General features: G+C 59.5%; 22 protein-coding genes. 2 read left to right on the top strand and 20 right to left on the bottom strand.

The window, feature by feature from the left end; translation table 11 throughout:
- Window positions 1–8: 8 nt before the first annotated feature.
- From CKW16_RS10630 to CKW16_RS10675, 10 genes are all read right to left on the bottom strand, one after another.
- Window positions 9–1,079: an ABC transporter ATP-binding protein gene (locus CKW16_RS10630; protein ID WP_095128372.1), complete on the bottom strand. Its 1,071-nt coding sequence runs from the start codon at window positions 1,077–1,079 to the stop codon at window positions 9–11.
- Window positions 1,076–2,674 (bottom strand): iron ABC transporter permease, encoded by a 1,599-nt coding sequence (locus CKW16_RS10635; RefSeq protein WP_095128373.1) that lies wholly within the window; start codon window positions 2,672–2,674, stop codon window positions 1,076–1,078. The genes CKW16_RS10630 and CKW16_RS10635 overlap by 4 nt, the downstream gene beginning before the upstream one ends.
- A 3-nt stretch (window positions 2,675–2,677) precedes the next feature.
- Window positions 2,678–3,688: an iron ABC transporter substrate-binding protein gene (locus tag CKW16_RS10640; protein ID WP_095128374.1), complete on the bottom strand. Its 1,011-nt coding sequence runs from the start codon at window positions 3,686–3,688 to the stop codon at window positions 2,678–2,680.
- A gap of 324 nt (window positions 3,689–4,012) precedes the next feature.
- Window positions 4,013–4,570, bottom strand: coding sequence for a membrane integrity-associated transporter subunit PqiC (locus tag CKW16_RS10645; protein WP_095128375.1), 558 nt, complete (start codon window positions 4,568–4,570; stop codon window positions 4,013–4,015).
- Between the two features lie 17 nt (window positions 4,571–4,587).
- A complete protein-coding gene (locus tag CKW16_RS10650; protein WP_095128376.1) occupies window positions 4,588–6,243 on the bottom strand; it encodes an intermembrane transport protein PqiB in 1,656 nt (551 codons plus the stop codon).
- A complete protein-coding gene (locus tag CKW16_RS10655) occupies window positions 6,224–6,880 on the bottom strand; it encodes a paraquat-inducible protein A (RefSeq protein WP_095128377.1) in 657 nt (218 codons plus the stop codon). The genes CKW16_RS10650 and CKW16_RS10655 overlap by 20 nt, the downstream gene beginning before the upstream one ends.
- The gene (locus CKW16_RS10660) at window positions 6,877–7,473 is read right to left on the bottom strand and encodes a paraquat-inducible protein A (protein ID WP_095128378.1); all 597 of its coding nucleotides are present in this window, start codon (window positions 7,471–7,473) and stop codon (window positions 6,877–6,879) included. Before CKW16_RS10660 ends, CKW16_RS10655 begins: the two co-directional genes overlap by 4 nt.
- Before the next feature lie 164 nt (window positions 7,474–7,637).
- On the bottom strand, window positions 7,638–8,939 hold the full coding sequence (locus tag CKW16_RS10665; RefSeq protein WP_095128379.1) for an FAD-binding oxidoreductase: 1,302 nt from the start codon (window positions 8,937–8,939) through the stop codon (window positions 7,638–7,640).
- On the bottom strand, window positions 8,936–10,024 hold the full coding sequence (locus CKW16_RS10670; RefSeq protein ID WP_095128380.1) for a polyamine ABC transporter substrate-binding protein: 1,089 nt from the start codon (window positions 10,022–10,024) through the stop codon (window positions 8,936–8,938). The genes CKW16_RS10665 and CKW16_RS10670 overlap by 4 nt, the downstream gene beginning before the upstream one ends.
- 170 nt (window positions 10,025–10,194) lie before the next feature.
- Window positions 10,195–11,553 carry a glutamine synthetase family protein gene (locus CKW16_RS10675; protein WP_095128381.1) on the bottom strand — a complete coding sequence of 453 codons (1,359 nt, stop codon included), beginning with the start codon at window positions 11,551–11,553 and terminating at the stop codon, window positions 10,195–10,197.
- A 161-nt stretch (window positions 11,554–11,714) separates the two neighbouring features.
- Here CKW16_RS10675 and CKW16_RS10680 point away from each other — a divergent pair, with 161 nt between their 5' ends.
- On the top strand, window positions 11,715–12,638 hold the full coding sequence (locus tag CKW16_RS10680) for a helix-turn-helix domain-containing protein (RefSeq protein WP_095128382.1): 924 nt from the start codon (window positions 11,715–11,717) through the stop codon (window positions 12,636–12,638).
- Between the two features lie 11 nt (window positions 12,639–12,649).
- On the opposite strand, the gene CKW16_RS10685 is transcribed toward CKW16_RS10680, so the two are convergent.
- From CKW16_RS10685 to CKW16_RS10715, 7 genes are all read right to left on the bottom strand, one after another.
- Window positions 12,650–13,570: a MurR/RpiR family transcriptional regulator gene (locus tag CKW16_RS10685; RefSeq protein ID WP_095128383.1), complete on the bottom strand. Its 921-nt coding sequence runs from the start codon at window positions 13,568–13,570 to the stop codon at window positions 12,650–12,652.
- A gap of 277 nt (window positions 13,571–13,847) precedes the next feature.
- Window positions 13,848–14,612 carry an ABC transporter ATP-binding protein gene (locus CKW16_RS10690; protein WP_095128384.1) on the bottom strand — a complete coding sequence of 255 codons (765 nt, stop codon included), beginning with the start codon at window positions 14,610–14,612 and terminating at the stop codon, window positions 13,848–13,850.
- Between the two features lie 17 nt (window positions 14,613–14,629).
- Window positions 14,630–15,742, bottom strand: a complete 1,113-nt coding sequence (locus tag CKW16_RS10695) for a succinylglutamate desuccinylase/aspartoacylase family protein (protein ID WP_095128385.1) — start codon at window positions 15,740–15,742, stop codon at window positions 14,630–14,632.
- Window positions 15,743–15,751: 9 nt separating this feature from the next.
- Entirely contained in the window at window positions 15,752–16,450 is a 699-nt protein-coding gene (locus CKW16_RS10700) for an ABC transporter permease (RefSeq protein WP_095128386.1), read from the bottom strand.
- A 13-nt stretch (window positions 16,451–16,463) separates the two neighbouring features.
- Window positions 16,464–17,153 (bottom strand): ABC transporter permease, encoded by a 690-nt coding sequence (locus CKW16_RS10705; protein ID WP_095128387.1) that lies wholly within the window; start codon window positions 17,151–17,153, stop codon window positions 16,464–16,466.
- 90 nt (window positions 17,154–17,243) lie between these two features.
- Window positions 17,244–18,020: an ABC transporter substrate-binding protein gene (locus tag CKW16_RS10710; protein ID WP_095128388.1), complete on the bottom strand. Its 777-nt coding sequence runs from the start codon at window positions 18,018–18,020 to the stop codon at window positions 17,244–17,246.
- Between the two features lie 214 nt (window positions 18,021–18,234).
- Window positions 18,235–20,622, bottom strand: a complete 2,388-nt coding sequence (locus CKW16_RS10715) for a DUF3772 domain-containing protein (RefSeq protein WP_095128389.1) — start codon at window positions 20,620–20,622, stop codon at window positions 18,235–18,237.
- 225 nt (window positions 20,623–20,847) lie between these two features.
- On the opposite strand from CKW16_RS10715, the gene CKW16_RS10720 reads away from it, so the two are divergent.
- On the top strand, window positions 20,848–21,303 hold the full coding sequence (locus CKW16_RS10720) for a YMGG-like glycine zipper-containing protein (RefSeq protein WP_095128390.1): 456 nt from the start codon (window positions 20,848–20,850) through the stop codon (window positions 21,301–21,303).
- Here CKW16_RS10720 and CKW16_RS10725 read toward each other — a convergent pair.
- Genes CKW16_RS10725 through CKW16_RS10735 form a run of 3 tightly spaced genes read right to left on the bottom strand, consistent with a single transcriptional unit; the run spans window position 21,288 to window position 25,007 of the window.
- Window positions 21,288–22,313, bottom strand: coding sequence for a DUF2955 domain-containing protein (locus CKW16_RS10725; RefSeq protein WP_095128391.1), 1,026 nt, complete (start codon window positions 22,311–22,313; stop codon window positions 21,288–21,290). The two genes, CKW16_RS10720 and CKW16_RS10725, sit on opposite strands and share 16 nt — an antisense overlap.
- Window positions 22,314–22,317: 4 nt before the next feature.
- The gene (locus tag CKW16_RS10730; protein WP_095128392.1) at window positions 22,318–23,457 is read right to left on the bottom strand and encodes an HlyD family secretion protein; all 1,140 of its coding nucleotides are present in this window, start codon (window positions 23,455–23,457) and stop codon (window positions 22,318–22,320) included.
- The gene (locus tag CKW16_RS10735; protein WP_095128393.1) at window positions 23,454–25,007 is read right to left on the bottom strand and encodes an efflux transporter outer membrane subunit; all 1,554 of its coding nucleotides are present in this window, start codon (window positions 25,005–25,007) and stop codon (window positions 23,454–23,456) included. Before CKW16_RS10735 ends, CKW16_RS10730 begins: the two co-directional genes overlap by 4 nt.
- Window positions 25,008–25,072 lie beyond the last annotated feature (65 nt).

Consider the following 25,072-nt stretch of genomic DNA (forward strand, 5'->3'; position numbering starts at 1 on the left):
GATGGGGTTCAAGATTCGCTCAGTACGTGGGCATGGCCGATCGTCGAGACGTGAACCGCACTGCCGGCGGGCGGCGCATACAGGCCCGAACTGCGCACCATTAATGATCGACCAGGCTGTTGCCCGGCAACCAACGACTCCAATTCCACCGTCAACGTGCAGGTATTGCCGCTGAAATCCCGCTCGGTCACGACGGCGCGACACCCGGCAGCCTTGGTCGGGCTGGGCTGGATGCTGACGAGTTGCAGTTGTTCGGGACGCAGCATGATCTGCGCCGATTTGTTGTTCCGGTGGTTGTTCACCGGTATCCGACCGAGTTCGCAATGGGCCCAGCCGGCTTCGATTCTGGCGGGCAAGACCACGGCATCCCCCAGAAACAGCGCGGTTTGTTCATCCTCGGGGTAGCGGTAAAGATCCAGCGGATGGCCTGACTGCACCAGCCGACCATCGCGCATCACCGCCAGCTGATCGGCAAACGACAAGGCTTCGCTCTGGTCATGGGTGACCAGAATGGTGGTCACGCCGGCGTCGGTCAGCAGCCGTGCGACCATTTTGCGCATGGCGCCTCGAAGTCCGGTGTCGAGGGCCGAAAACGGCTCGTCCAGCAACATCAAGCGCGGCTGTTGCGCCAACGCCCGCGCCAGCGCCACGCGCTGTTGCTGGCCGCCGGAGAGTTCATGGGGCCAACGGTTGGCCATGTTTGCATCCAGCGCCACGCTGTCCATCAACTCTGCGACGCGCTCCTGTTTTGCACCGCCCTTGATCGAAAGCCCGAAACCGATGTTGGCGGCCACGGTCATGTGCGGGAACAGGGCGCCGTCCTGGGGAACATAACCAATCAAACGCTGATGCGCCGGGACTTCGTGGGTGTTGTCGACGAGCGTTTGACCATTGAGTGATAGACGGCCCGTGTCCGGGAATTCGAAGCCGGCGATCATCCGCAGCAGCGTGGTTTTTCCAGAACCGGACGGGCCGACGATGACCGTTCGGCTGCCCGTTGGCACCGACAGGTTGATGCTCTCCAGCGCTTGATGGGAGCCGTAGGACTTGGAAATGGAATGAAGTTCAAGAGCGTTCATCGGCCAGCCGTTCGTTTGGATTGGTGATAAAGAAGTCCGGTCAAGGGAAGCGACAGCAAAATCATCAGCAAGGCATAGGGCGCAGCGGCGGCGTAGTCGATTTCGCTGGTCATGGCCCAGAATCCGGTGGCCAGGGTGCGTGTGCCGTTGGGGGCGAGCAGCAGGGTGGCGGTCAACTCATTGGTGATCGCCAGAAACACCAGCGCGGCGCCAGCGGCAGCGCCGGGCGCGGCCAGACGCAGGGTGATCAGCCACAATGCCCGGGCGGGCGAGCGGCCGAGGCTGCGGGCCATGTTTTCCAGCTCCACCGGTGCCTGGGCGATCCCGGCGCGCAAACTCACCAGGGCGCGGGGCAAAAACATCAGCAGGTACGCCAGCAGCACCGTGATGGTCGTCTGGTAAATCGGCCGGGCGAAATGGATAGTGACGGTCACCAATGCCAGGGCCACGACGATCCCGGGCAACGAACTGGTGATGTAGTTGCAGCTTTCCAGTACACGTTGCAACCGGCCCGGAGAGCGAATCGACAGCCAGGCAATAGGGATGGCGGCGCAGGTGGTGAGGGCGGCACCCGCAACGCCGAGCAGCAGCGTTTGTTCCAGCGCCGGCAGAAGTTCGTCCATCTGCCAGACTTGCGTACCGCCGGCGATCAGCCAGTTACCTAAAGTCACCAGTGGCACGCCTAGCGCCAGCGCGCAGGTCGCGATCTGTACGGTCAACGCGAGGAGGGTGGTTGCGGGTTTCAGGCGCACCACCCGCTGTTCGCGAGCGCTTCCCGGCCCGACACGGGCGTAACGCGCCGTACCGCGAGCGGCCGATTCTGCGGTCAGCATCACCAGGCAACACAGGGCGAGCACGCTGGCCAGCATGTGGGCGGCGGGGCCGTTGAAGGTGGATTTGAACTGATCGAAGATGGCCGTGGTGAAGGTGTCGAAGCGGATCATCGCGTACAGGCCATATTCGGCCAGCAAGTGCAGGCCCACCAGCAACGCGCCGCCGCAGATGGCCAGGCGCAGTTGCGGCAGGACCACGCGGAAAAATATCGCCCAAGGCTTGAGTCCCAGCGATTCGGCAACGTCTTCGATCGCCGGATCGAGCCTGCGCAGGGTCGCTGCAATCGGCAGGTAGAGGAACGGAAAGTAGGCGATGACCGAGACCAGAACCCCGGCAAACAGCCCGTGAATGGGCGGGACCAGACTGACCCACGCATAACTGTGCACGAACGCCGGCACCGCCAGCGGCGCGGTCGCCAACAGCGACCACCAGCGCCGCCCCGGCAGGTTGGTGCGCTCTGTCAGCCAGGCCAGAGTCAGGCCTAACGTAACGCACAACGGAATCGTGATCACCACCAGTAAAACGGTGTTGATCAATAATTCAGCGACCCGTGGCCGGAATACCAGCGGCACAAGGGTCGCCCAGCCTGTCTGAAACGATACGCCGATGACGAAGGCAATCGGCACAAGCGACAGCAGCGAAACCAGCACCGACAAGCCAATCACCCACGCGCCACCACGCCCCGCGAAGAGGCCGCGGGATCGTCGTCGCAAGTTCGCGGGTATCGCCTCCGCGACACCCGCTGGCAAGGTTTCAGGCATCAATTAGAGCAGTCCCGCCTGAGTCATCAGCTCCACGGCTTTTTTACTGTCGAGTTTTGAAGCATCGACTGTCGGCGCGTCGAGTTGCTGCAAAGGCACCAGTTTTGGGTTGGATTCAGCGTTCTTGCCCACGGCGTATTCGAACGATTTGCCGGTTTTCAGGATGGCCTGGCCATCTTTGCCGGTAATCCATTTGAGGAACGCCTGGGCTTGTTCCTTGTGTTTGCTGGACGCCAGAACGCCGCCACCGGAGACACTGACAAACGCGCCCGGATCCTTGTGCTTGAAGTAGTGCAGGGCGGTGTTCTTGCTGTTTTCGCCGGTCTTGGCCTGGTCGCCGAAGCTGTAATAGTGGTAGATCACGCCGCTGTCGAGCTGCCCGGCGTTGACCGCTTTGAGTACGGCGCTGTTGCCCCGGTACGCGGTAAAGTTGGTTTTCATCCCTTTCAGCCACTCCAGGGTGGCAGCTTCACCCTTGAGTTCCAGCACGGCGGCGACGATGGCCTGGAAGTCGGCACCGGCCGGTGAAGCGCCCCAGCGACCTTTCCAGTTCGGGCCGGCGAGGTCCATCAGCGACTTGGGCAGCTCGGCTTCGGGCAGTTTGCTCGGGTTATAGACAAACACCGTGGAGCGCGCGGCGATCCCCACCCATTTGCCATGGGCCGGCCGGTAAGCATTGCCGACCTGTTCCAGGGTGGCCGGCGCTACCGGCGCAAAAAGCCCCGCGTTGTCGACCAGCACCATGGCCGGGGAGTTTTCGGTCAGGAACACATCGGCCGGGGAGGCGGCGCCTTCCTGCACGATCTGATTGCCCATCTCGGTGTCGTCGCCATTGCGCACGGTGACCTTGATGCCGGTTTCCTTGGTGAAGCCCTCGATCCAGGATTTGGTCAGGCTTTCGTGCTGGGCGTTGTAGACCACGATGCCATCGGCATCTGCATACACGTGACCGGCACTCAGCAAAGCGGTGGCCAGCAGTGCTGTTTTCAGGAAAGAAGGGATGTTGGGACTCATGCGTTGGCAGCTCCTGTTTTTTTAATAATCGTGCGCGCAGGCTCGGCAGAATCGACGGGGAAGGGTCGTCGATCAGTGTAGATCAATACGAATCATTTGCATGTTTAAGGCGCGGCAAATGTAAAGTGCCAAATGAGAAAAAAGCGTCAAAATTTCAGAAGTAATGCATCACTTGTAGCAGCTGGCGAAGCCTGCGTTCGGCTGCGAAGCAGTCGTGAAATCAGACACTGCGGTCATTCAGTTAAACCGCGAGCTCAGGTTTGACGACTGCTTCGCAGCCGAACGCAGGCTTCGCCAGCTGCTACGGATCGCGTTATGGCTTAATTAAGCCGATGGACACCCTTTTTGTATTCCGCTCGCGGCCTGGTTAATCAGCGCGGCAAGACGCTTGACGTTGTTCTGTTGAGCGATCACCAGTTCTTCGATGGACGGCCCTGAAGGTGTCTGCAACGTGCTGCGGCAAGTGATCAGCGCGTTCTCGCTTTCACCGAGATTGCGCAGGCGCCATTTGACGTCAATCAGCGCGTATTGGCCGGGGATCGAGTCGAAGCGCTGCACGTCCAGCCGCACCGACATTTTGCGCTGGGGATTGCTGTTGACCAGTTGATCGACCAGGGCACTGCGCAATTCATCCGACAGGCTCGCGCCCCACCACTCGGTTTCGAGGATCGCCAGGCCGCTGTTGCCCTGGCGAATCACGATTTGCGGGCGGTCGACCTGAGGAGGGACGCTGAGCCCCTCGATCTGGATATCCGCAGCACTGGTCCTTGAAATGCCGCTCGGTTGCGCCGGGGTCAGGGTGTGGAATTGAATCGGATCACCGCGGCAAGCGGCGAGTAGCAACAATGCAGTGACCAAGCTGATTTTCAGCGGATAAACCATGAGTGATGCTCCTGTGGTCATTTGCGCGGCGGCCCCTGCAGGTCCATCGGCGCGGCATTGTCGGGGCGACCGCGAATCAGCGATTCCGGATGCCGTCCCAGGTAATCCGAGAGTTCACGCAAGGAGCGCGACATGCGCCCGAGTTCGTCGAGGGTCTGACCTAATTGTTCGCGTTGCGGCGAGTCTTCGGCCAAGGTCGAACTGGCCGATTGCAGCGTCTTGCTGACATCCGCCAGGGTGGTCTGCACGCCGGGCAGGGTCTTGGCGTTGAATTGCGTCAGTCCTTTACGCAGTTCGACGAGGTTGCTGTCCAGGTTGCTGGCGATGCGCTCGATTGGCAGCTGGTTGATCTTGTTGACCATGCCCTCGAGTTTTTCCTGCAATTGTTCGAGGCTGCCAGGAACGGTCGGGACAGAGACTGGACGGGCGGTCGGATCGAACACGACTTTCTCCGCTTTGGGGTAGAAGTCGAGCGCAATGTAGAGCTGACCGGTCAACAGATTGCCGCTCCGGGCCTGGGCCCGCAGACCGTTGTCGATGAAGCTGCCGATCAGGCGTACACCAGCGGCTTCGTCGTTGGGGTCATGCTTCAAGACCTCGAGCATTTTGATGTGTGCCTGGCCGAGGCGTTGCGGGTAGATCACGATGCCGACGTTGACCGGAAAACTGCGCTTTTTCGCGTCGAAATCGAGATTGATCGACACAACTCTGCCGAACTCGATGCCAAGGAATTCCACCGGTGCGCCAACCCTGAGCCCGCGCAAGGCCTGATCGAAACGCAAACTCAAGAATTGCCCCTTGCCACTGGGCGGGGCGAGGGCGGTTAGCTGGTCTTCGAACAGGTCGTAGGCTTTGTCCTCGGCGGCCGGTTGATCGTTAGGGCTGTATTCCGGAGCGCGGAAGGCGATGCCGCCCACCAGGATCGATGACAGCGATTCGGTTTTCACCGAGAAGCCGTTGGCGCCGACATTCACGTCGATCCCGCTGGCGTTCCAGAACCGGGTGTTTTCAGTGACGTAGGCATCGTTGGGCGCGTGGATGAACACTTCGATGTTGACCCCTTTGCCGTCGGCGTTCAGGGCATAAGCCACCACTTGCCCCACCGGAATCTTGCGGTAGTAAACCGGAGAGCCAATGTCCAGCGAACCGAGATCCTGAGTGTGCAGGGTGAAGCGCTTGCCCGGCTCGCCATAGGTAATCGGAGGCGGGTTTTCCAGGCCGATAAAGTTTTTTGCACGAGCGTTGGCCTGGCCGATGTCGGCGCCAATGTAATCCCCGGACAGCAGGGTATCGATACCCGACACCCCGCCGGCGCCAATACGCGGACGCACGACCCAGAATTGCGAGTCTTCGCGGGTGAAAGTTTCCGCCTGCTTGGACAGTTTGATGGTGGCGTTGACGCTCTTCTGATCGTTGCTCAGCTCAACGTCCGAGACATGGCCGATCACCACGTTGCGGTATTTGACCTCGGTCTTGTTGGCCGTCAGGCCGCTACCGGTTTTGAACGTAACGGTAATGGTCGGACCTTCCTGCATTATGGTGTGCACAACCAGGGAAAGCCCCACCAGCACCGCGACGATCGGTACGATCCATACCAGCGAAACGCTGAAGCGGCGGGTCTTGACAGGGGCCTGCCCAGGGGCTTGCGGCCCATCAGTGGCTTGCGACTTCATCCATGACCTCCTCGTTTGGGTTGTCCCGCTCTTCTTTATCCCAGATCAGGCGTGGGTCGAAACTCATCGCCGACAGCATGGTGAAGACCACCACCAGGCCAAAAAACAGAATGCCCGGGCGCGGTTCGATATCGGCCAGGGCTTGAAACTTCACCAGTGAGGCCACCAGGGCGACCACTATCACATCAAGCATCGACCAGTAACCGATTAGCTCGACGAAACGGTACAGCGTTGACCGCTGCTTACTCGCCCATTGGCTGTCGCGCTGAACGGTCACCAGTAACAGCGTCAGGGCGACGAACTTGATGCCCGGCACCGCGATGCTGGCGATGAAAATAATCAGGGCAATGTCCCAGGCGCCGTGCTGCCAGAACTCCAGTACACCGCCCATGATCGTGCTATCGGCGCCGTTGCCGACCATCTTGGTGTTCATCACTGGCAGCAGATTAGCCGGGACGTAAAACGCCAGGGCAGTGAACATGTAGGCCCAGGTCCGGGCCAGTGAGTTGGTTTTGCGCCGATGCAGCGGCGCGCCGCACCGTGTGCATTCGTGAGGTTCATCGGTCATGTCACAGGCCAGGCCACAGCTATGGCACAAGCACAGGTTGAGTTCACTCGCCACCGGGGGCCTGTTCATAAGATGTCCCATAGATCACGGATGTCGCGTCCTGCGATGCGGATCATCATCAGACTGAGAATGGCCAGGGCAAACAGGCCGATGCCGGGCAGCACATCCAGCAATCCGGCGAGTTTGATGACCGCGACCATCGCCCCCAGCAGACAGACCTCCAGCATGCTCCAGGGCCTGAGGGTCTCCAGCCAGCGCATGCAGAACCTGAAACCGGGCGAGCGACGGGAGGCGAGGGCGAAGCTCAGGACCCAGATAAGCAGCAACAGCTGGAAAATCGGCGCGATGATCATCGCGATCGCCGCCACCATGGCGATGAAAGTGATCGGCCCCAGACTCAAGGCCAGCACCGAATCCCAGAGTGTTGCGCTGTTTTTAAGGCCTTTGAGGCTGATGCTCATGACGGGGTAGAAGTTGGCGAAAATCCACAGCATCAACGCGGTGAAGGTCAATGCCAGACGTTGTTCCACCGTCAGGCCGTTATAGCGCTGAAGCACGCCGCCGCAGCGCGTACACAGGGTTTTTTGATGTTTGGCGAGCGTGACTTTTTGATACACGCAGTCGCAGTGCTCGCAGATGATCAGTGGGTCAGTCGTAGCCATAGGCTGCACTCGCCAGGACGCAGGGAAGTCAGAGCACTCCCTCAATATAGAAGGACCTCGCAATTGAGCAAATTAAAAGGTTATTCAATAGGATAAGTCTGATCATTCCCACGCTCTGCGTGGGAGCGTGGGAACGATCATGAGAGGAGGGGTGGTTGTAATCGTCAGCCAAGCAGTTCGCGCAGGCGATACCAGAACATGCCGAGCGCCAGCAGCGGAGAGCGCAGCATCGGCCCGCCGGGAAAGGTCATGTGCGGCACGGCGCTGAACACGTCAAAGCCCTGACTGTGTCCGACGTGGATCGCTTCGCCCAACAGCTTTGCGCACCAGTGGGTCACGTTCAGGCCATGACCGGAGTAACCCTGGGCGTAAAACACGTTAGGGTGCTGGCTCAAGCGCCCGACCTGCGGGAAGCGATTGGCGCTGATGCCAATCTTGCCGCCCCATTGATAGTCGATGCGCACGTTGGCCAGTTGCGGGAAGACCTTGAGCATGTGCGGGCGCATGTAAGCTTCGATGTCCGCCGGATCGCGCCCGGAGTAATGGCAGGCGCCGCCGAACAGCAAGCGTCGGTCCGCCGAGAGCCGGTAGTAATCCAGACCGACTTTCTGATCGCAGAGCGCCAGGTTATGCGGGATCAATTGCGCTGCCTGTTCGGGCGTCAACGGCTCGGTAGCGATGATGTAGCTGCCCGCCGGGAGAACCTTGCCGCTGAGTTTCGGTTCGAGCTCTTCCAGGTGAGCGTTGCACGCCAGCACCAGACTGCCGGCGCGCACCGTGCCGCCGGCACAGCGAACCTGCACCGTGTTGCCATGGATCAACTCCAGCACCGGGCTCTGCTCGAAGATCTTCACCCCTAAGGATTGCGCCAATAGCGCTTCGCCAAGGACCAGATTGAGCGGGTGCAAGTGACCCGAGCCCATATCGACGAGACCACCGGCATACACGCCTGAGTTCACCACCTGCTGACGGATCTGCTCCGGCCCGACGAGTCGGGTTTCGTGGGCGTAACCCGATTCGGCAAGGTCTTGTTGCTCAGCCTTGAACGCCACGAACTGCGCTTTGGTATTGGCCAGTTCACAGAACCCCCAGCGCAGGTCGCAATCAATCCCGTGCTCACGAATGCGGTTGCCCACAAGCGCAACCGATTCGACGCCCGCACGCTCAAGGTAACGCACGCCTTCTTCACCGACATGACGGGCAAAGCCGCTGACGTCATGGCCGATGCCACGGATCAGCTGCCCGCCGTTACGTCCGCTGGCGCCCCAGCCGATTCGCCGGCCCTCCAGCAGAATCACCGAGAGCCCGCGCTGCGCCAGTTCGATCGCCGTGTTAACGCCGGTAAAGCCACCGCCGATCACACAGACATCGGCTTCAAGGTCCTCGGCCAGTGTGGGGTAGGGCGCCATTCCATTGGCTGACGCCGCGTAATAGGAGCGAGCATGTTCGTTGCTGTACTGATTCATTGATTGGACTTCACTTTGCTCCAGGAACGGGTCATCAAACGCATGATCGCCTGGGGCGGGGTGGTGGAAATGTAGAGTTTGTCGAGGACTGCCTGGGGTGGGTAAACCTCAGGGTTGTTGACCAGCTCAGGGTCCATGTCTTGCTTGGACGCCGGGTTAGGGTTGGCGTAACCGACCGACGCACTGACTTTGGCAATCACTTGCGGATCGAGCAGGTAATTGATGAAAGCATGCGCCTCTTTCTGGTTGCTGGCGTCTGCGGGAATCGCCAACAGGTCGAACCACAAGTTACTGCCTTCCTTGGGAATCGCGTAGGCGATGTTCACGCCGTTCTTGGCTTCCTTGGCCCGGTTCGCAGCCTGGAACACGTCACCCGAGTAACCGAAAGCCACGCAGATGTCGCCGTTGGCCAAATCTGAAACGTATTTCGAGGAGTGGAAGTAGGTGATGTAAGGGCGGATGGTCAACAGCTTCGCTTCAGCTTTTTTGAAGTCTTCAGGTTTTTCGCTGCGCGGGTCCATGCCCATGTAATTGAGAACGGCCGGGAACACTTCATCGGCCGAATCCATCATCGACACGCCGCACTGGCTGAGTTTCTTCAGGTTCTCCGGTTCGAAAAACACGGCCCAGGAATCAATGCGGTCAATGCCCAGCACTTGCTTGACCTTGTCGACGTTGTAGCCGATGCCGTTGGTGCCCCACAGGTACGGGACCGAGTGTTCGTTGCCCGGATCGTTTTTCTCCAGCAGCGCCAACAGTTTCGGGTCGAGGTTCTTGAAGTTGGGCAGCTGCGAACGATCGAGCTTCAGGAACGCGCCGGCCTTCACCTGGCGAGCGAGGAAGTGGTTGGACGGCACCACCACGTCATACCCGGTGCGGCCAGCGAGCAACTTGCCTTCCAGGGTTTCGTTGGAATCGAATACGTCGTAGATCACCTTGATCCCGCTTTTCGCCTGGAAGTCGACGAGGGTGGTCTCGCCGATGTAATCGGTCCAGTTGTAGACGCTGACCGTTGGCTTAGCCTGCACAACGGCGCTGAACAATAACGCCAGCGCGACCGGAACCATGGATTTCAATAGACGCATACGACACCTCTTCTAATTTTTGGATTTATCAGGCGTTAGCATTCCCCTGTGGGAGCGGGCTTGCTCGCGAAAGCGGTCTGTCAGTCAGCGGTGATGTTGGATGTGCTGGCCTATTCGCGAGCAAGCCCGCTCCCACAGGGGGAATGCGGTCTCATGTGAGAGCTTGTTTGCTAGACGCTGAGCAGCAGGAACTCTCGCTCCCACGAGCTGATCACGCGCTTGAAGTTCTCGTGTTCGGCGCGTTTGACCGCCACATAACCGCGGACGAATTTGCTCCCCAGATAACGCCCGATGGTTTCGCATTCTTCCATCTGCGTCAGAGCGTCTTCGATGGTGATCGGCAGGCGCAGATTGCGGCGCTCATAGGCACGACCCTGGACTGCAGCGCTCGGTTCGACGCGCTCGACCATTCCCAGATACCCGCACAACAGGCTCGCTGCAATCGCCAGATAAGGGTTGGCGTCGGCCCCCGGCAAACGGTTTTCCACGCGCATCGCGTCCGGCGTTGAAGTCGGCACACGCAGGCCAACGGTACGGTTTTCTTCGCCCCATTCGACGTTCACCGGCGCCGAAGTGTCCGGCAGGAAGCGGCGGAACGAATTGACGTTCGGCGCAAACATCGGCAGCACTTTGGGGATGTACTTTTGCAGGCCGCCGATGTGGTGCAGGAACAGCTCGCTCATCTGCCCGTCGGCATTGGCAAAGATTGGCTGGCCGGTGGCGATGTCCACGACGCTCTGGTGGATATGCATGGCGCTGCCGGGCTCATCGCCAATCGGTTTGGCCATGAAGGTCGCGGTGACGTTGTGCTTGAGCGCCGCTTCGCGCAGGGTGCGCTTGAACACGGTGATCTGGTCGGCCAGATCCAGTGCGTCGCCATGACGGAAGTTGATTTCCATCTGCGCCGGGCCGTCTTCGTGGATCAAGGTATCGAGGTCCAGGCCCTGAAGTTCACACCAGTCGTACACGTCTTCAAACAGCGGATCGAATTCGTTGGCGGCATCGATGGAAAACGACTGACGACCACTTTCCGCACGGCCCGAACGCCCCAGCGGTGCCTTGAGCGGCAAGTCCGGGTCTTCGCAGCGCTGGGTCAGGTAGAACTCCATTTCCGGCGCGACAATCGGCCGCCAGCCTTTGTCGGTGTACAGCTGCAGGACTTTTTTCAGCACGTTGCGCGGTGACAGCTCGATCGGGTTGCCAAACTTGTCGAAGGTGTCGTGAATCACGATGGCGGTGGGCTCGATGGCCCATGGGATCACGTACACCGCGTCGGATACAGGCTTGCACACCATGTCGATGTCGGCCGGGTCGAGCAGGTCGTAGTAGATGTCGTCGTCGACAAAGTCCCCGGTTACCGTTTGCAAAAGCACACTTTCCGGCAGGCGCATGCCTCGCTCATGCAGGAACTTGTTGGTGGGTGCAATTTTGCCGCGTGCGATGCCGGTCAAGTCGCTGACCACACACTCGACTTCGGTAATCTTGTGATCTTTCAGCCACGTGAGCAGCTGATCGAAAGGGACATTCATAAAGACCTCGTTATTGGTTTTATTAACGCCGGGGAGGCTGGTTTCATCCACCACACACTTCCCCTGTGGCGCGTTGACGACTATCTTGGGCGAGCCTTGACGTTCCATCTATCCACTTTCAGCAGCACCAAAACGCACCAAACGAGTGCGTAAGGTCACCCATGACAACGTGCAACCCCCTGCAAGTCCAAGCGTTCAACACCGCCGATGTAGCCGAGCAAATCCGCGCCACACCGGGTTGGGTGCAGCATTACCAGCAAATGTCACCGGGGCATTTCGCCGGGCGCGTGCGTTACCTGGACCTGCAAGGCGTGGAGATTTACGAGGAACAGATGAACACGCGGGTCGAGCAGAATTTCAGCGCGCCCGAAGGTTCGCTGGCGTTCTGTTTCGATCGCATCGACAACGCGCTGTACGTGTTGAATGGCGAAAGCCGCAACATCTGGATCACCCCGGAGAACTACCAGGAAATCGCCGTGGTGTTCGGTCCGGAGTTCGTGCAGCGTCACGGTTTGAACGTGGCCAGGCTCGAAGGCCTGTTCATGGCGCCACTGAACTCGGGGCAGAATGCGTTGTTCAGTCGCTGGCTCAGCGGGACATTGACCCGACTGGCGCAGACGCTCGATCCGCCGAGCAAGGAGGCGTTGACCCAGCAGTTGCTGGAAGACTGCCTGTACATCCTCGACAACGCGTGTGTTTGCCTTGATCGCGGAGGGTTACAGCGCCGCGCCGAAGAGCGTGCAGTGATGAAGCGCATTGGTGAGTGGGCGGCTGATGCCCCGGAAGACACCCTGAATCTGCTGGAGCTTTCGCAGGTCGCCGGGGTTTCACTGCGACAGTTGCAGCATGCGTTCAAGGCGTATACCGGGATGACCCCGACCCATTGGCTACGCTTGCGCCGACTCAACAGCGCACGCCGCGAATTGCTCAGCCGCACAGCGATAGACACCACCGTTGCCGAAGTGGCGATGCACTGGTCGTTCTGGCATTTGGGGCGTTTTTCCAGCAGTTATCGGGCGTTGTTCAACGAACTTCCCAGTCAGACGCTCGCCCGCAAACCCTGTGGCGCACCAGGTCGCGGGTAAGCCCGGACACGTCAGCGCGGCTTTGTGGCTTTCGCCGATTTGCTGTTGCCCGGCATGTGCAGGTAAGCCATCACGCTTTCGGTCAGCTCGGTCGCCAGCTTGACGGCTTCCTTGTTGCGCGCCATCACGCCCGCCACCAAGCCTTCGATCAAGGCGAGCACCGCGATGTTGGAACTGGTCAATACCGGATGGTCGGCGGGAGCAAACAGCACGTGTTCGGCAATGCTGGTGAGCGGCGAGGCGGGTGAATCGGTGATTGCCAGCACTGTGGCGCCACGTTCATTGGCGAAACGGGCGAGTTGCAGGGTGTCGAGGGAATAGCGCGGCAGGGAGATCGCCAACAACACATCCTGATCGGTAATCGCGGCCAGACGGTAAGCGGCGTTTTCGTTGCCGCCTTCCATGCTGATGGCGGTGGCATCCGCGCAGAAAGGCATCAGGGTCGAGGCGGCGAGGCCGGCGAAATAGACGCTGTTGCCAAAGCCCAGGATGTAGATTTTGCGAGCCTGGGTCAGGCAGGTCACGAACGCTTCAAAGGTGTCTGCATGGTTGTTGGTCGCCGCCGTGGCGAGGTTGCTGCTGGCGCTCTGGATTTGCTCATGCAGGCCAAACGCGCCGCCAGGACGATGCGCCAGTTCGTTGCGCAATTTGTCGACCGGCGACACCATCTGCTGCAACGTCGCGACCAGCTCGGCTTTCATGCCGGTGTAGCCACCCAGGTTCAAGGCCTTGGCCAAACGGTTGACCGCAGCTGGTGAGGTGGACGTTTCGTGGGCCATCTCCTCGATGGTCAGCGTCGCAGCCCTCAGTGGGTGACGCAGGATAAAGTCCGCCACCTTGCGCAGTGACGGCTGCAAATCGCCAACGATCTCCGCCAGTTTGCGCATAACCGGTGCGGCATAGACCGTGGTGTTTTTCGATGGGGTCGGCATATCCGGCTCAACATTTCCTGAGGGTTGATAAAGCTTGCGGGAGTGTATCCGAAGCCGACACCTTGGTGTGCCGCGCTTGGCCAAAGGGCGGAATGCCAGTCAGTTAAGCCGTAACGCAGTCAGTAGCAGCTGGCGAAGCCTGCGTTCGGCTGCGTAGCAGTCGTAAAACCTGACCGCGAGGTAGTCCTGAAGAACCACATTGCCTGATTTCACGACTGCTGCGCAGCCGAACGCAGGCTTCGCCAGCTGCTACAAAGTATGCGCTAGGCCGGGCGGGCTATTTCAAGCTGCCAGCAAGGAACTGCTGGAGGCGTTCGGACTGCGGGTTGACCAGCACTTCGCGCGGGTCGCCACGTTCTTCGACCTGACCCTTGTGCAGGAACACCAGTTGATTGGAAACCTCGCGGGCAAAACCCATTTCGTGGGTCACGACCACCATGGTGCGGCCTTCGAGGGCGAGGTCCTGCATGACTTTCAGCACTTCGCCGACCAGTTCGGGGTCGAGTGCCGAGGTCGGCTCATCGAACAGCATCACTTCCGGCTCCATGGCCAGCGCCCGGGCAATCGCCACACGCTGCTGCTCGCCGCCGGACATATGGGCCGGCCAGGCGTCCATCCGGTGCGCCACGCCGACTTTGTTCAGATAGTGCTCGGCCTTTTCCCGGGCTTCTTTCTTGCCCATGCCAAGCACATGCACCGGGGCTTCCATGACGTTTTCAAGGGCGCTCATGTGCGACCACAGGTTGAAATGTTGGAACACCATCGACAGCCGCGAACGCATGCGTTGTAACTGCTTGGGTTCGGCCGCCTTGAGCCCACCGAGTTTGTTGGTCACCAGTTTCAATTGTTCGCCGTTGAGCACGATGTTGCCGGCGTTGGGCTGCTCCAGCAGGTTGATGCAGCGCAGGAAAGTGCTTTTGCCCGAGCCGCTGGAGCCGATGAGACTGATCACATCGCCGGCCTTCGCCTCCAGGGACACACCCTTGAGCACGTGGTGGGCGCCGTAGCTTTTGTGCAGATCCTGAACTTCAAGTTTGTACATGGTTTTATTCTCTGGAATCAGTCGCTGAGCAAGCGACCCTGACGGATAAGGCGGGTGCCGGCGACTTTGGCCAGCCACAAACCGGGCTGGGCAAAGCGCAGGCGTTCTCGGGCATAGAGGATGCCGTCGGTGCTGGCGCGCACGATACTGTGGCGATCGGTCAGCGGATCCAGCACTTCGAACAGCGGATCGCCCACCCTGACCCGGGCACCCAGCGGTTGCAGAAAACTCACCACCCCCGGATGCGGCGCATAGGCGTACTGCGCACCGGCGAATGGCGTCGCTTCACAACAGGTCGTTGGCGCTGCTGGCCAGTCACCGCTGATCAGGCCTTGTTCGGCGAGATAGCCAAGAATGGCCTCGGCGCTATCGACACATTGCTCGCGTTCGGTGTCGGCCATGCCGCGCAACTCGATGGTGGTGGCCACACAGGCCAGCGGAATATCGGCTTCAGGAAAGAGCTCGGCCAACCGCAACCAAGGGATCGCACAGGCTTCATCGAAGGCACTGCCGCCCGCACCCTCGGCCAGCAGCGCGGCGCCGGCACCGAGTCGAGTGGCCAACGAACGCAATCGCGGCCAGTTTTGCGGCATGGCGTAAAGCAGCATGATCGACTCGAAATCGCAGTGCAGGTCCAGTACCACATCGGCGTCACAGGCATGTTGCAGCAACAGGCGGCGCAGGCCATCGAGTTCCGAGGTCGCTGGCGGCATGCCGGCGAGGACTTCCTTCATGGCTTGGCGGATCAGTGGGGTGTTGACGTCGGCATTGTCGCCGAGGTGGTCTTTCACCAGCGCCGCTACGGCTTCGGTCAGCTCCGGGAAATCCCGATTGAAATTCTTCCCGCTGGAGAACTCAAAGCGCCCCTGATGGGTGGCCTGGAACATCTGGGCGATGCCAATCGGATTGGCCATCGGCACTAATTCGATCACTCCGGTCAGGCGACCTTGTTCTTCCAGCACCCGCAGACGTCGTTTGAGTTCAACCGCCACGCGCATCCCCGGCAGCTCATCAGCGTGCAAGGACGCCTGGAGGTAAGCCTTACGCGGTCCGCTGCCAAAGCGAAACAGCGACAGGCGCCGTTCAGTGCCCGAAGCACTCCACGGCAACAGGTATTCAATGTGCTCCATAACAGCTCCTTAGTGCTTGCGCGGTGCCAAGTACGCCAGCCAGCGACGCTCGGCCAGCTTGAACAGACGAACCAGGATGAAGGTCAGGGCCAGGTAGATGAGGCCGGCAGTGATGAACGCCTCGAACGGCAGATAGAACCGTGCACTGACCGTACGCGCGGCCCCGGTTATATCCACCAGGGTGACAATCGATGCCAGGCTGGTGGTTTGCAGCATCATCAGTACTTCGTTGCTGTACTGCGGCAGCGCCCGGCGCAAGGCCGACGGCAGCAGAATGCGGCGGTACAGGGTAAAGCGCGACATGCCCATGGCCTTGGCGGCTTCAATCTCGCCGTGTGCCGTGGCCTTCAAACTCCCGGCCAGCAGTTCCGCGCTATAGGCACTGGTATTGATCGCAAAGGCCAGGCAGGCACAAAAGGTTGCACTGGACAGGTACGGCCAGAGCACGCTTTCACGTACCGCTGCGAACTGCGCCAGGCCGTAATAGATCAGGAACAATTGCACCAGCATCGGCGTGCCGCGAATCACGTAGGTGTAGAGCCACGCAGGGAAGTTGATCAGGGGCGATCGGGACACCCGCATCAGAGCCAACGGAATCGCCAGCACCAGGCCGAAGGCCAGGGAAATCAGCAGGACTTTGAGGGTCAACAAGGCGCCATTGAAATACAGCGGCAGGTTTTCCCAGATCAGGTGGTAGTCGAGAATCATGGGTTGCTCCCAATCACAATTCGGCGGCTTTGATGCCGACCGAGTAGTGTTTTTCCAGATAGCGCAGCACCAGCAATGACACGCTGGTTAGCATCAGATACAGCGCCGCCACCGCGAGGAAAAACGTAAACGGCTCATGGGTGGCGTCCGCTGCGTTCTTGGCTTTGAACATCATGTCCTGCAAGCCGATCACCGAGATCAGCGCGGTGGATTTGGTCAGCACCAACCAGTTGTTGGTGAACCCCGGGATGGCGAAACGAATCATCTGCGGCACCAGAATCCGCCAGAACACTTGGCTGCCACTCATGCCATAAGCCACGCCGGCCTCACCCTGACCTTTGGGGATGGCCATAAAGGCGCCGCGAAAAGTTTCCGAGAGATAGGCACCAAAAATGAAGCCCATGGTGCAGACGCCGGCGATAAAGGGATTGATGTCGATGTAGCGGGTGTAACCGAGCGCCAGGGCGATGCGGTTCACCAGATCCTGGCCGCCGTAGAAAATCAGCAGGATCAACACCAGGTCAGGAATACCGCGAATCAGGGTGGTGTACCCTTCGCCCAGCATTGCCAGCCATTTGAGCGGCGATAACCGAAAGGCCGCGCCGATCAGACCCAAAGCAATCGCCATGCTCATGGAGGTCAGGGCCAGGTTAATGGTCAGCCAGGCGCCATCGAGAATGCTCGATCCGTAGCCGTGAAGCATGATGAAGTTCCTCAAACGAGCGCCAAAAGGCGCGCGAGACGAGCCCAAAGCGCCCGCAAGAGGCCGGCGCCACAGGGTTTCAGGTAAGGTTTATTCGCCGTAGATATCGAACGCGAAGTACTTGGCCATCACTTGCTGGTACTTGCCATTGGCGCGCAGGGCGTCAATCGCTGCACTCAGCCGTGCAACGTTCACGCTGTCACCTTTACGCACCGCGATCCCGGCGCCTCGGCCGAAATATTTCGGGTCGCTGATGTCCGGCCCCACCAGCGCGAAGCCTTTGCCTGCCGGTGTTTTGATGAAGCTCTCGTCGGTGTTGACGATGTCGGCGAGCGTCGCGTCCAGTCGACCCGACGCCAGATCGAGGAAGGCTTCATTTTGTGAGCCGTAGCGCACCACTTCGACCCCGGCTTTTTCAAGCTGCTCGGTAGCAAAACGGTCGTAGGTCGAAGAGCGTTGCACCCCGACCTTCTTGCCCTTGAGATCAACCAGCGGGTCGTTGATCACATTGCCGGCCTTCATCACGAACTTGCCGGGCGTGTGGTAGTACTTTTTGCTGAAGTCGACCGACTTCATACGGTCTTCAGTGATCGACATCGACGAAAGAACGGCATCGATCTTTCGCACTTTCAGCGATGGGATCATGCCGTCGAATTCCTGGATGACCCACTCGCATTTGACCTTCATTTCTTCGCACAGGGCGTTGCCGATGTCGTAGTCGAAACCACTGACGTTGCCCTCTGGCGTCTTGAAAGAGAAGGGTGGGTAGGCGGCTTCGATACCGATACGCAGGCTGTCTTCGTCGGCGTGTGCCAGCAAGCTTGCGGCGCACAGTGCCAGAGCACCTAGAAGTTCTGTCTTGTTCATATTGTTGACTCCTTGGAGGGGCGTTGGGGTGGTACAGGCCATCCGATCTGGCACGGTGGATCAGTCCTGATGATTTTGTGTGGCTATAAATGACATGTTTTATTTCATAATGCAACGCAATGAAAATAAACATATCATTCGGTGGCGCAAAAATTCACCGCGATCCCGTGTGATCACGAGCATGTTCAGGCGCCAGGCAGGCTATTGATGGGCATTACGCGGGAGGGACCGGCTTGGCCAATTCGATGCCGGCCGCACTCAGTCGCTTCAGGATCTCAAAGAGCAGATCGCTCTTGGTCGTGCTGACAATCCTTGGGCTGCTGACATAGCCGGTGATGGTCAATGTGATGCCTTCAGGGCTCAGATTGCTGAATCGAACAACGGGGGAGGGTTTGTCTAGGATGGTTTCATGTTCGCAATAGGTGGTGTACAGCAGGGTTTTGACTTGTTCGGGGTCGATATCCAGAGGGAACACCAGCTCGAGGGTAGCCACCCCTTGGGCGCTGCCGCCCATGGTCACATTGCGCAGGTTCTGGGAAATAAGCTGGGAGTTGGGCACGATCACGATCGAGCGGTCACTGAGCTGTATCTCGGTGGCCCTGACATTGATTCGTCGGATATCACCTTCGACCCCGCTGATGCTGATCAGGTCGCCGACCTTGACCGGACGCTCGGTGAGCAGGATCAACCCGGATACGAAGTTCTTGACGATCTCCTGCAAGCCGAAGCCGATCCCCACCGACAACGCACTGACGATCCAGGCCAGATTCGTCCATTGGACGCCCAATGAAGACAACGCCAGCAGAATGACCAGTGCGTAGCCGATATTACTGAACAGGGTGCTCAGCGACGCACCCATGCCAGGGTCCATATCGGTTTTTGGCAGGAACTCGTTATCCAGCCATCTGCGTAGCGATCGAATCAGGTAAATACCGATCAACAGCGCGAGGACCGCATTCAACAGATTGCCCGGAATAATATTCAGCTTGCGCAGGCCATCGCCGCCGAGGATCGCTGAAACCCTGTCAGTCAGTTGGCCAAAGGTCGCTCCAATCCCCCCCACAATCGTTGTAATCGCGGCAATCAGGAGTAAGGCCGCTCGGCCAATACCCGACACAACAACCTCGATTTGTTCAAGCCGTACATCGCCGATACCCAGCAGCTGTTTCATCGTTTTGCCGCTGGGGTGCTTTGGCGAAAACAGGTAATCACACAAGTCCCTGAACAACTGCGTCAGCAAATAGAAGCTGGCAATAACGATATAGAGCCAGACAATTTCGTAAGTGATGAACCGGGCCAGGGAGATGTAACCGATCAGCAGGCCAAAAATCGAGATCAACACGGCGATGCTGACGCCGGTATAAATCAGCCCCGCCAGCGTAGTACCTGACTCAGGGTGTTCCCCGGCAATGACCATCGCTCGGCGGGTTCTACTGACGCGTAGCAATAGCGCACCGATAATCATGATGACGACTAATGACACGACGCCCCGGCTGAACAGAACCACCTGCGTACTCATACCCGTCGCATTGGTGACTTGTACCAGCGAGATGAGTATCAGCATTGATCCGGCCAGCAGCGCCGGAAAAGGGCTTATTGCAAGTGCTACTTCATCGGCGATGCCAGGCAACCGCCATGAGGGATTGCGTTTAGACAGCAGGGCCCGACTCAAACCGATAATCAGGGCGCAGGCGTAAGCGATTTTCTCGACATCGTCGAAGTAACCTTGCAGTGGCTGCGGCAATGGTTCAAGCCGGGTAGCCGCCGCGGAGATGAGCTGTATTGCGCAACCTGCGCTCAACATCGTGGCAACTACCGTCGCTATCGCCAATGAACTTCTGCGCAGGCGACCTTCCGGTACTCGATGGATGCAGACCCATGTCAAACCACGTTCAGCCAGTCTTCGCCCCGGCGTCCAGAACGCCAGGGCCAGCAATAACAACGTGACGGTCGCGGCACGCCGGCCGGGTTGCCAGACGGACTGAATGACACTGTTGCACTGGTCGATCAAAAACCTCAGACGGTTTTTATCCTCCTCCAGTGGAGAAAACAGCGGTAACCAGAACCGGGGGTTGAGGAAGCTGGCGGTGCGCTGGGCCAGTTCTGTTTCCAGTTGGGTGCGCCGCATACTGGCAATCTGAGTGATGAGGTTAGTAGCGCCTTCTTTGATGGCCTGCAGTATCTTGAGATCGCTATCCACCTTGTCTTTTTGTGCAGTGAGGTAAGACCTCTGTTTCACGAGATCGGACTTTTCCGCGGCAAGGCTGGTGTCGGATGCCGTCCCGAGCACACTGAGTTGCGCTTGCAATTGCGCCTGCTCGGGAAGTAACGCGGCCGCCAACTTGTCCGCATCACTGAAGAGCAACTGAACGTTGTCCTGAAAGCCCACCAACTGGGTGTAGTTACTGGTCAGTGAGACCTTCTGCTTAAGGGTGTCCAGCCTTAGTTGCAGTGCTTCCAGATCGCTTTTTGACACCGTAGCGGTAGCGCTGGCCTCACCGTTGCTTGAAGTGTTGGGTAGTTCATCCGCCGACAGCTCGCCGATGTTCGCCCCCATCAGCGCGAACACAACGAATATGAGTAATTTCAATGCAGGACGCATAGGCATGCCTCCAGCGGCTTTAGCCATTCAGGTTAGGTCATGGCGTGTGCAGGCGCGAAAAATAGTTATGCACGCTGACCACGAATAGGGAAGGGGGCGGTTGAGAAGGGTGATCTACAATCTTTTATGCTGTACCGCGCTCAGGATCACGAGGTGTGACGTATTGAGCGGTCTGTCTACCGACCCAGTGTGCTTGCAGAGTGCCGGGCCCTGTCGGAGGTCATCATGAAAAGGTTGTCATCCATTAGCCTGTGCATCGCACTGTCGGTTTCCTGGACCCAGGGATGGGCCGAAACGGTCGTGCCGATGAAAGGGCAGAGTTCTCAACAAACCCAAACGGACATGACCGATTGCCAAAACATCGCGGCCAGTCAGAGCGCCTCGGCTGCACCGCCTCCTAGCGGCGGTAGGCTGAAGGGCGCCGCGGCGGGCGCTGCCGCAGGAGCTGCGGGGGCGCAGGTGCGGGGACGTCAGCATGACGAGTTTTATGATCAGGTCGATGATGACCGCAAGCAGGACTATCGCCAGGATCGCGCCAAAGAAACCGCCGTGGCAGGAGCGGTCGTCGGAGGCTCGCGTCAGCGTCAGGAACGCCGGGCGCAAGATAAAACCAGTGCTGCGACCAGTTCTACCGCCTATACCAGTTGCCTGCAGGGTAAGGGGTATCAGGTTAATCCTTGAGCACTTTCCTGCCGTTGATCGAGCAGATGAACCATCAGGCAGGCATACAGCGTCACGAGGATGAACAAGCCCATGCGGATGGCGAACGCTGTGTAAACGTCCTTGCCTGCTGCGCTGTCCTGTACCGACTGACCCAACAGGATGATCAGCGTGATCAGGGTATTGAGCCAGAACCCCGGGGTAAACCGCGTCGGGCTCAGGGCATACAGCTTGCGCGCCAGAACCAGGCCGAACAGCAGCATCCACAGAAAGAACATCCACAGATGCACAAACAGGCTGAGGGCGCTCCAGAACAGGATCGCCAACAGGCCCGCGAGTAACGTCGAGCCGAGCAGTTCGCGACCGGCGATGCGGGCGTTTGTCGTGGAGCTTTGCTGACCCAGGCCGACGGCCTTCAGGATGATCGGCAGATAACCGGCCGGGTCGATCAGCGCCAGCAGGAATGCCGGTAAAACGATCAGGGTGGCACGCAGCGCAATCCGACTGACTTCTTCTGCCGGCAGGGGTGGGGCAGTCGGCGGGGAAGGGGCATTGGGTGGATCCGGGAATAACCCATGACTGAACGCCACGACGACAACGGCAAGCAGCAAACCCTTGACCAGTGCGCCGATGACCATCGCCGCCAGATCGAATTCGGCGATACCGGCCGAGGAAATCATGGTCAGGCCAATCACCAGAAAGGTCATGATCAAGGTGTTGCCGCCGCGCAGGCCATAGCGGAAGGCCAGGAACAGACCGACGCTGATCAATAGCACGCCGCTGACGGGGTAATAACGCAGGACCGGGATCAATAGCAGGCCGATGCCGGTGGTCAACATGGCGGCCAGTGCGAGAACCAGTCCGGCCTTGAACGGCAGCGGGCGATTGACCGAGGCCAGCAACAGCAGGCAAAGCACCGGCGCCATAAAAGGAATCGGCAAGCCGAGGCCGAAACTGGCGGCGAGGCTCAACGCTGTACCGGTGGCCAGGCGCAGTGCGCGTTGATCCCGCGGCGTGCGCCGAGTCGACATACCTTTAATAGGCATAGCTCAGCCAGCTCATGAACCCCACAAACACGTGGCCGAGTGGGTTCAGCGGATTACCTTCGGTGGGGAAGGCCATGACTTCGGCCTGCCCACCGGCACGGATGGCGCGACCGTCACGCAGTTTGTCCATTGAGTCTTGGGAAAACTCGATGATCACCGGGAAGCGCTGGGCCGGACGCAACCAGTCGCGGCTGTTCTGCACGCTGGGCAAGGTTCCGGGCGGGGCTGTTTGCCCCACGCTGACGCCGTAACCGACACTGCGCACGCGCCCCTCGAAGACCTCGCCCGGCAGAGCATCCAGAACAATCGAAACCGGCGTGTCGAGTTTCACCAGACCGAGGTTGTTCTCGGTCATGTCCGCACTGATCCATACATCATGAATGGCGATCAGGGTCATGACCGGGCTACCGGCCGCGGCGAATTGCCCAGCGTCAGTACGCAAATCCGTAATCAGTCCGGCCGAGCGAGCGCGAATCTGCGTGTTGGACAGATCCAGTTCGGCTTTGGACAACGCCGTGGCGGCACTGCGCAGCAAGGCGTTGTCTTCTTCGCTGCCACCTTCCTGCTCACGCGCGCGCTGTACTTCGGCGCGGGCAGCGGCGACCTGGCTGACCGCCTGTTCGCGGTTGGCGCGAGACACTTCGAGCAGTCGCACGGAAATGGTCCCGGGGTCTTCGCGATATAAACCTTCAAGGCGCTGATTGTCCTGGCGCGCCTTGAGCTCATTGGCCTGGGCGGCTCGCAGATTGGCTTGCGCCGAGGCAATGCCGGCGGTGCTCGCACCGATCTGTCTGCGGGTCGATTCAAGGTCGGCGCGCGCACGGTCGACGGCAATCTGGTACGGCTGAGGGTCCACCTCGAAAAGAATCTCGCCGGCCTTGATGTCCTGGTTGTTGCGCACGTTCACCCGGACCACGCGGCCTGCCACTTCCGAGGCGACCGGAATCACAAAGGCACCCACCCGGGCTTGTTGCGTATAGGGTGTGAAACGATCCGCCAACAGGTACCAGGTCAGGCTCAGGAGGATCAGTAACAGTACCCACTTGATGCCTTTTTTTACCGGGTCGGCAGCCGGTTCTGGCGCCTGGGTGACAGGTGTCTCGGGCGTGGGCTTGGCGGCTTCGCTCATTGATCTTTTACCTTGTAAGACATTGGAATGGCAGGCTGTGCAGTGGCGGGCTCTTCCAGCAGATCGCCCCAGTCGGTGCGTTTTTCCATTTGCTGGCGGGTGGCTGGATCAACTTTCGGCTGGGCGCTGTACCAGCCACCGCCCACGGCTTTGTACAAGGCAATGAGATTACTCACGGCATTGCTGCGGGCGACCAGATAATTGTCCTGTTGTTCGAGCAGGGCACGTTGCGCATCCAGCACCCGCTGGAAGTCCGAATAACCTTCGCGATATTGCGTGCTAGCCAGCACCAGCGAGCGCTTGGCCGCCACTTCGGCCTCACGCAGGATGCCTTCGCGCTCCAGGGATTTGATCAGGCCATAGGCCGCATCGTCCGCCTCGCGTGCCGCCTGGCGAACCTTGTCGCGGTAAGCCTCGATCAGCTGCTGCAACCGCGCATCCTGCACGCGCACGTTGTTGCTGATCTGGCCGTGATCGAACAGATTCCAGCGCAGACTGGGGCCGCCGATCAAATCCAGATTCCGAGGCGTGCCACTGAGCGTGTCGGTTGACCAGACGATGCTGCCGAGCAAGGTCAGCGACGGATAGAAATCGCTCTCGGCCACACCGATCAGCGCTGACTGGGCGGCGACATTAAGCTCGGCGGCGCGCACATCGGGCCGACGTAGCAGCAGGTTGGCCGGTACATCTTGCAACACGGCACGGTCGACCAGCGGGATCAATCCCACGTTCTCGACCAGTTGCGGCAGTGCGCCAGGCGGCTGACCAATCAATACCGCCAGCGCATTGCGGGTCCGTTGCAACTGGTCTTCGAAATTGGGGATGGTGCTCAACGTGCCCAGGTACTGGGTCCTGGCTTGTTGCAGGTCTAGCTCGGCGGTTTGGCCGCTATTGAAGAGTTTTTCGGTGATCTCGAAGTTGCGCTTTTGCTGTTTGGCGTTTTCCTGGGCGACGCGTAAACGGGCTTCGGTGGTGCGCAGTGAGAAATAGGTATCGGCCACTTGTGCGCGCAGCAGTACGAGCACGTCTTCATAGTTGGCCTGGGCGGCGAAGTAGCTGGCGTCGGACGACTCGATGGCGCGACTGAATCGGCCCCAGAAGTCCAGCTCCCAACCCACATCGAACCCCGCGCTGTGTTGCCAGAAATGGCTGTCCTGCGGGTTGGTCCCGCCGGATTGCCTGCGGTTAAAGTAAAGACTGTCGACACTGGCTTGCTGCAATTGCGGGTAAAGGCCGCTTTGAGCAATGCCGAGTTGGGCTCGGGCTTCCATGACGCGCAGGCCGGCGATTTTGAGGCTGGAGTTGCGTGCATCCGACTCGGCAATCAAATGATTGAGGACCGGATCGGCGAAGACTTGCCACCACTGACGAATGTCCGGGGTCAGGCTGCGCTGGCTGGATTGCTCGAGGGCAGGGGTGGTCCAGTGTTTGATCCATTCTTCGCCGGGCGGCTGGAAGTCCGGCCCAAGTCGTACGCAGCCATTGAGGCCTAGTACGCCAAGCAGCACGAGCCGGCCTGGCCAATTCAGCAGGGTTGTACCTGGATGCATTACGCATTTCCCGACCAACAAAGATCACTGGAGCATAGCCGTCCAAATGGGCACACGGCTGCTAC

It is taken from the genome of Pseudomonas sp. Irchel s3h14 (assembly GCF_900187425.1).
Taxonomy (GTDB): Bacteria; Pseudomonadota; Gammaproteobacteria; order Pseudomonadales; family Pseudomonadaceae; genus Aquipseudomonas.

What these genes read in the sequence shown, in the direction of transcription:
- CKW16_RS10630 (WP_095128372.1), bottom strand. Translation starts at nt 1,079, where the DNA reads ATGAACGCTCTTGAACTTCATTCCATTTCCAAGTCCTACGGCTCCCAT.
- CKW16_RS10635 (WP_095128373.1), bottom strand. Translation starts at nt 2,674, where the DNA reads ATGCCTGAAACCTTGCCAGCGGGTGTCGCGGAGGCGATACCCGCGAAC.
- CKW16_RS10640 (WP_095128374.1), bottom strand. Translation starts at nt 3,688, where the DNA reads ATGAGTCCCAACATCCCTTCTTTCCTGAAAACAGCACTGCTGGCCACC.
- CKW16_RS10645 (WP_095128375.1), bottom strand. Translation starts at nt 4,570, where the DNA reads ATGGTTTATCCGCTGAAAATCAGCTTGGTCACTGCATTGTTGCTACTC.
- CKW16_RS10650 (WP_095128376.1), bottom strand. Translation starts at nt 6,243, where the DNA reads ATGAAGTCGCAAGCCACTGATGGGCCGCAAGCCCCTGGGCAGGCCCCT.
- CKW16_RS10655 (WP_095128377.1), bottom strand. Translation starts at nt 6,880, where the DNA reads ATGAACAGGCCCCCGGTGGCGAGTGAACTCAACCTGTGCTTGTGCCAT.
- CKW16_RS10660 (WP_095128378.1), bottom strand. Translation starts at nt 7,473, where the DNA reads ATGGCTACGACTGACCCACTGATCATCTGCGAGCACTGCGACTGCGTG.
- CKW16_RS10665 (WP_095128379.1), bottom strand. Translation starts at nt 8,939, where the DNA reads ATGAATCAGTACAGCAACGAACATGCTCGCTCCTATTACGCGGCGTCA.
- CKW16_RS10670 (WP_095128380.1), bottom strand. Translation starts at nt 10,024, where the DNA reads ATGCGTCTATTGAAATCCATGGTTCCGGTCGCGCTGGCGTTATTGTTC.
- CKW16_RS10675 (WP_095128381.1), bottom strand. Translation starts at nt 11,553, where the DNA reads ATGAATGTCCCTTTCGATCAGCTGCTCACGTGGCTGAAAGATCACAAG.
- CKW16_RS10680 (WP_095128382.1), top strand. Translation starts at nt 11,715, where the DNA reads ATGACAACGTGCAACCCCCTGCAAGTCCAAGCGTTCAACACCGCCGAT.
- CKW16_RS10685 (WP_095128383.1), bottom strand. Translation starts at nt 13,570, where the DNA reads ATGCCGACCCCATCGAAAAACACCACGGTCTATGCCGCACCGGTTATG.
- CKW16_RS10690 (WP_095128384.1), bottom strand. Translation starts at nt 14,612, where the DNA reads ATGTACAAACTTGAAGTTCAGGATCTGCACAAAAGCTACGGCGCCCAC.
- CKW16_RS10695 (WP_095128385.1), bottom strand. Translation starts at nt 15,742, where the DNA reads ATGGAGCACATTGAATACCTGTTGCCGTGGAGTGCTTCGGGCACTGAA.
- CKW16_RS10700 (WP_095128386.1), bottom strand. Translation starts at nt 16,450, where the DNA reads ATGATTCTCGACTACCACCTGATCTGGGAAAACCTGCCGCTGTATTTC.
- CKW16_RS10705 (WP_095128387.1), bottom strand. Translation starts at nt 17,153, where the DNA reads ATGCTTCACGGCTACGGATCGAGCATTCTCGATGGCGCCTGGCTGACC.
- CKW16_RS10710 (WP_095128388.1), bottom strand. Translation starts at nt 18,020, where the DNA reads ATGAACAAGACAGAACTTCTAGGTGCTCTGGCACTGTGCGCCGCAAGC.
- CKW16_RS10715 (WP_095128389.1), bottom strand. Translation starts at nt 20,622, where the DNA reads ATGCGTCCTGCATTGAAATTACTCATATTCGTTGTGTTCGCGCTGATG.
- CKW16_RS10720 (WP_095128390.1), top strand. Translation starts at nt 20,848, where the DNA reads ATGAAAAGGTTGTCATCCATTAGCCTGTGCATCGCACTGTCGGTTTCC.
- CKW16_RS10725 (WP_095128391.1), bottom strand. Translation starts at nt 22,313, where the DNA reads ATGTCGACTCGGCGCACGCCGCGGGATCAACGCGCACTGCGCCTGGCC.
- CKW16_RS10730 (WP_095128392.1), bottom strand. Translation starts at nt 23,457, where the DNA reads ATGAGCGAAGCCGCCAAGCCCACGCCCGAGACACCTGTCACCCAGGCG.
- CKW16_RS10735 (WP_095128393.1), bottom strand. Translation starts at nt 25,007, where the DNA reads ATGCATCCAGGTACAACCCTGCTGAATTGGCCAGGCCGGCTCGTGCTG.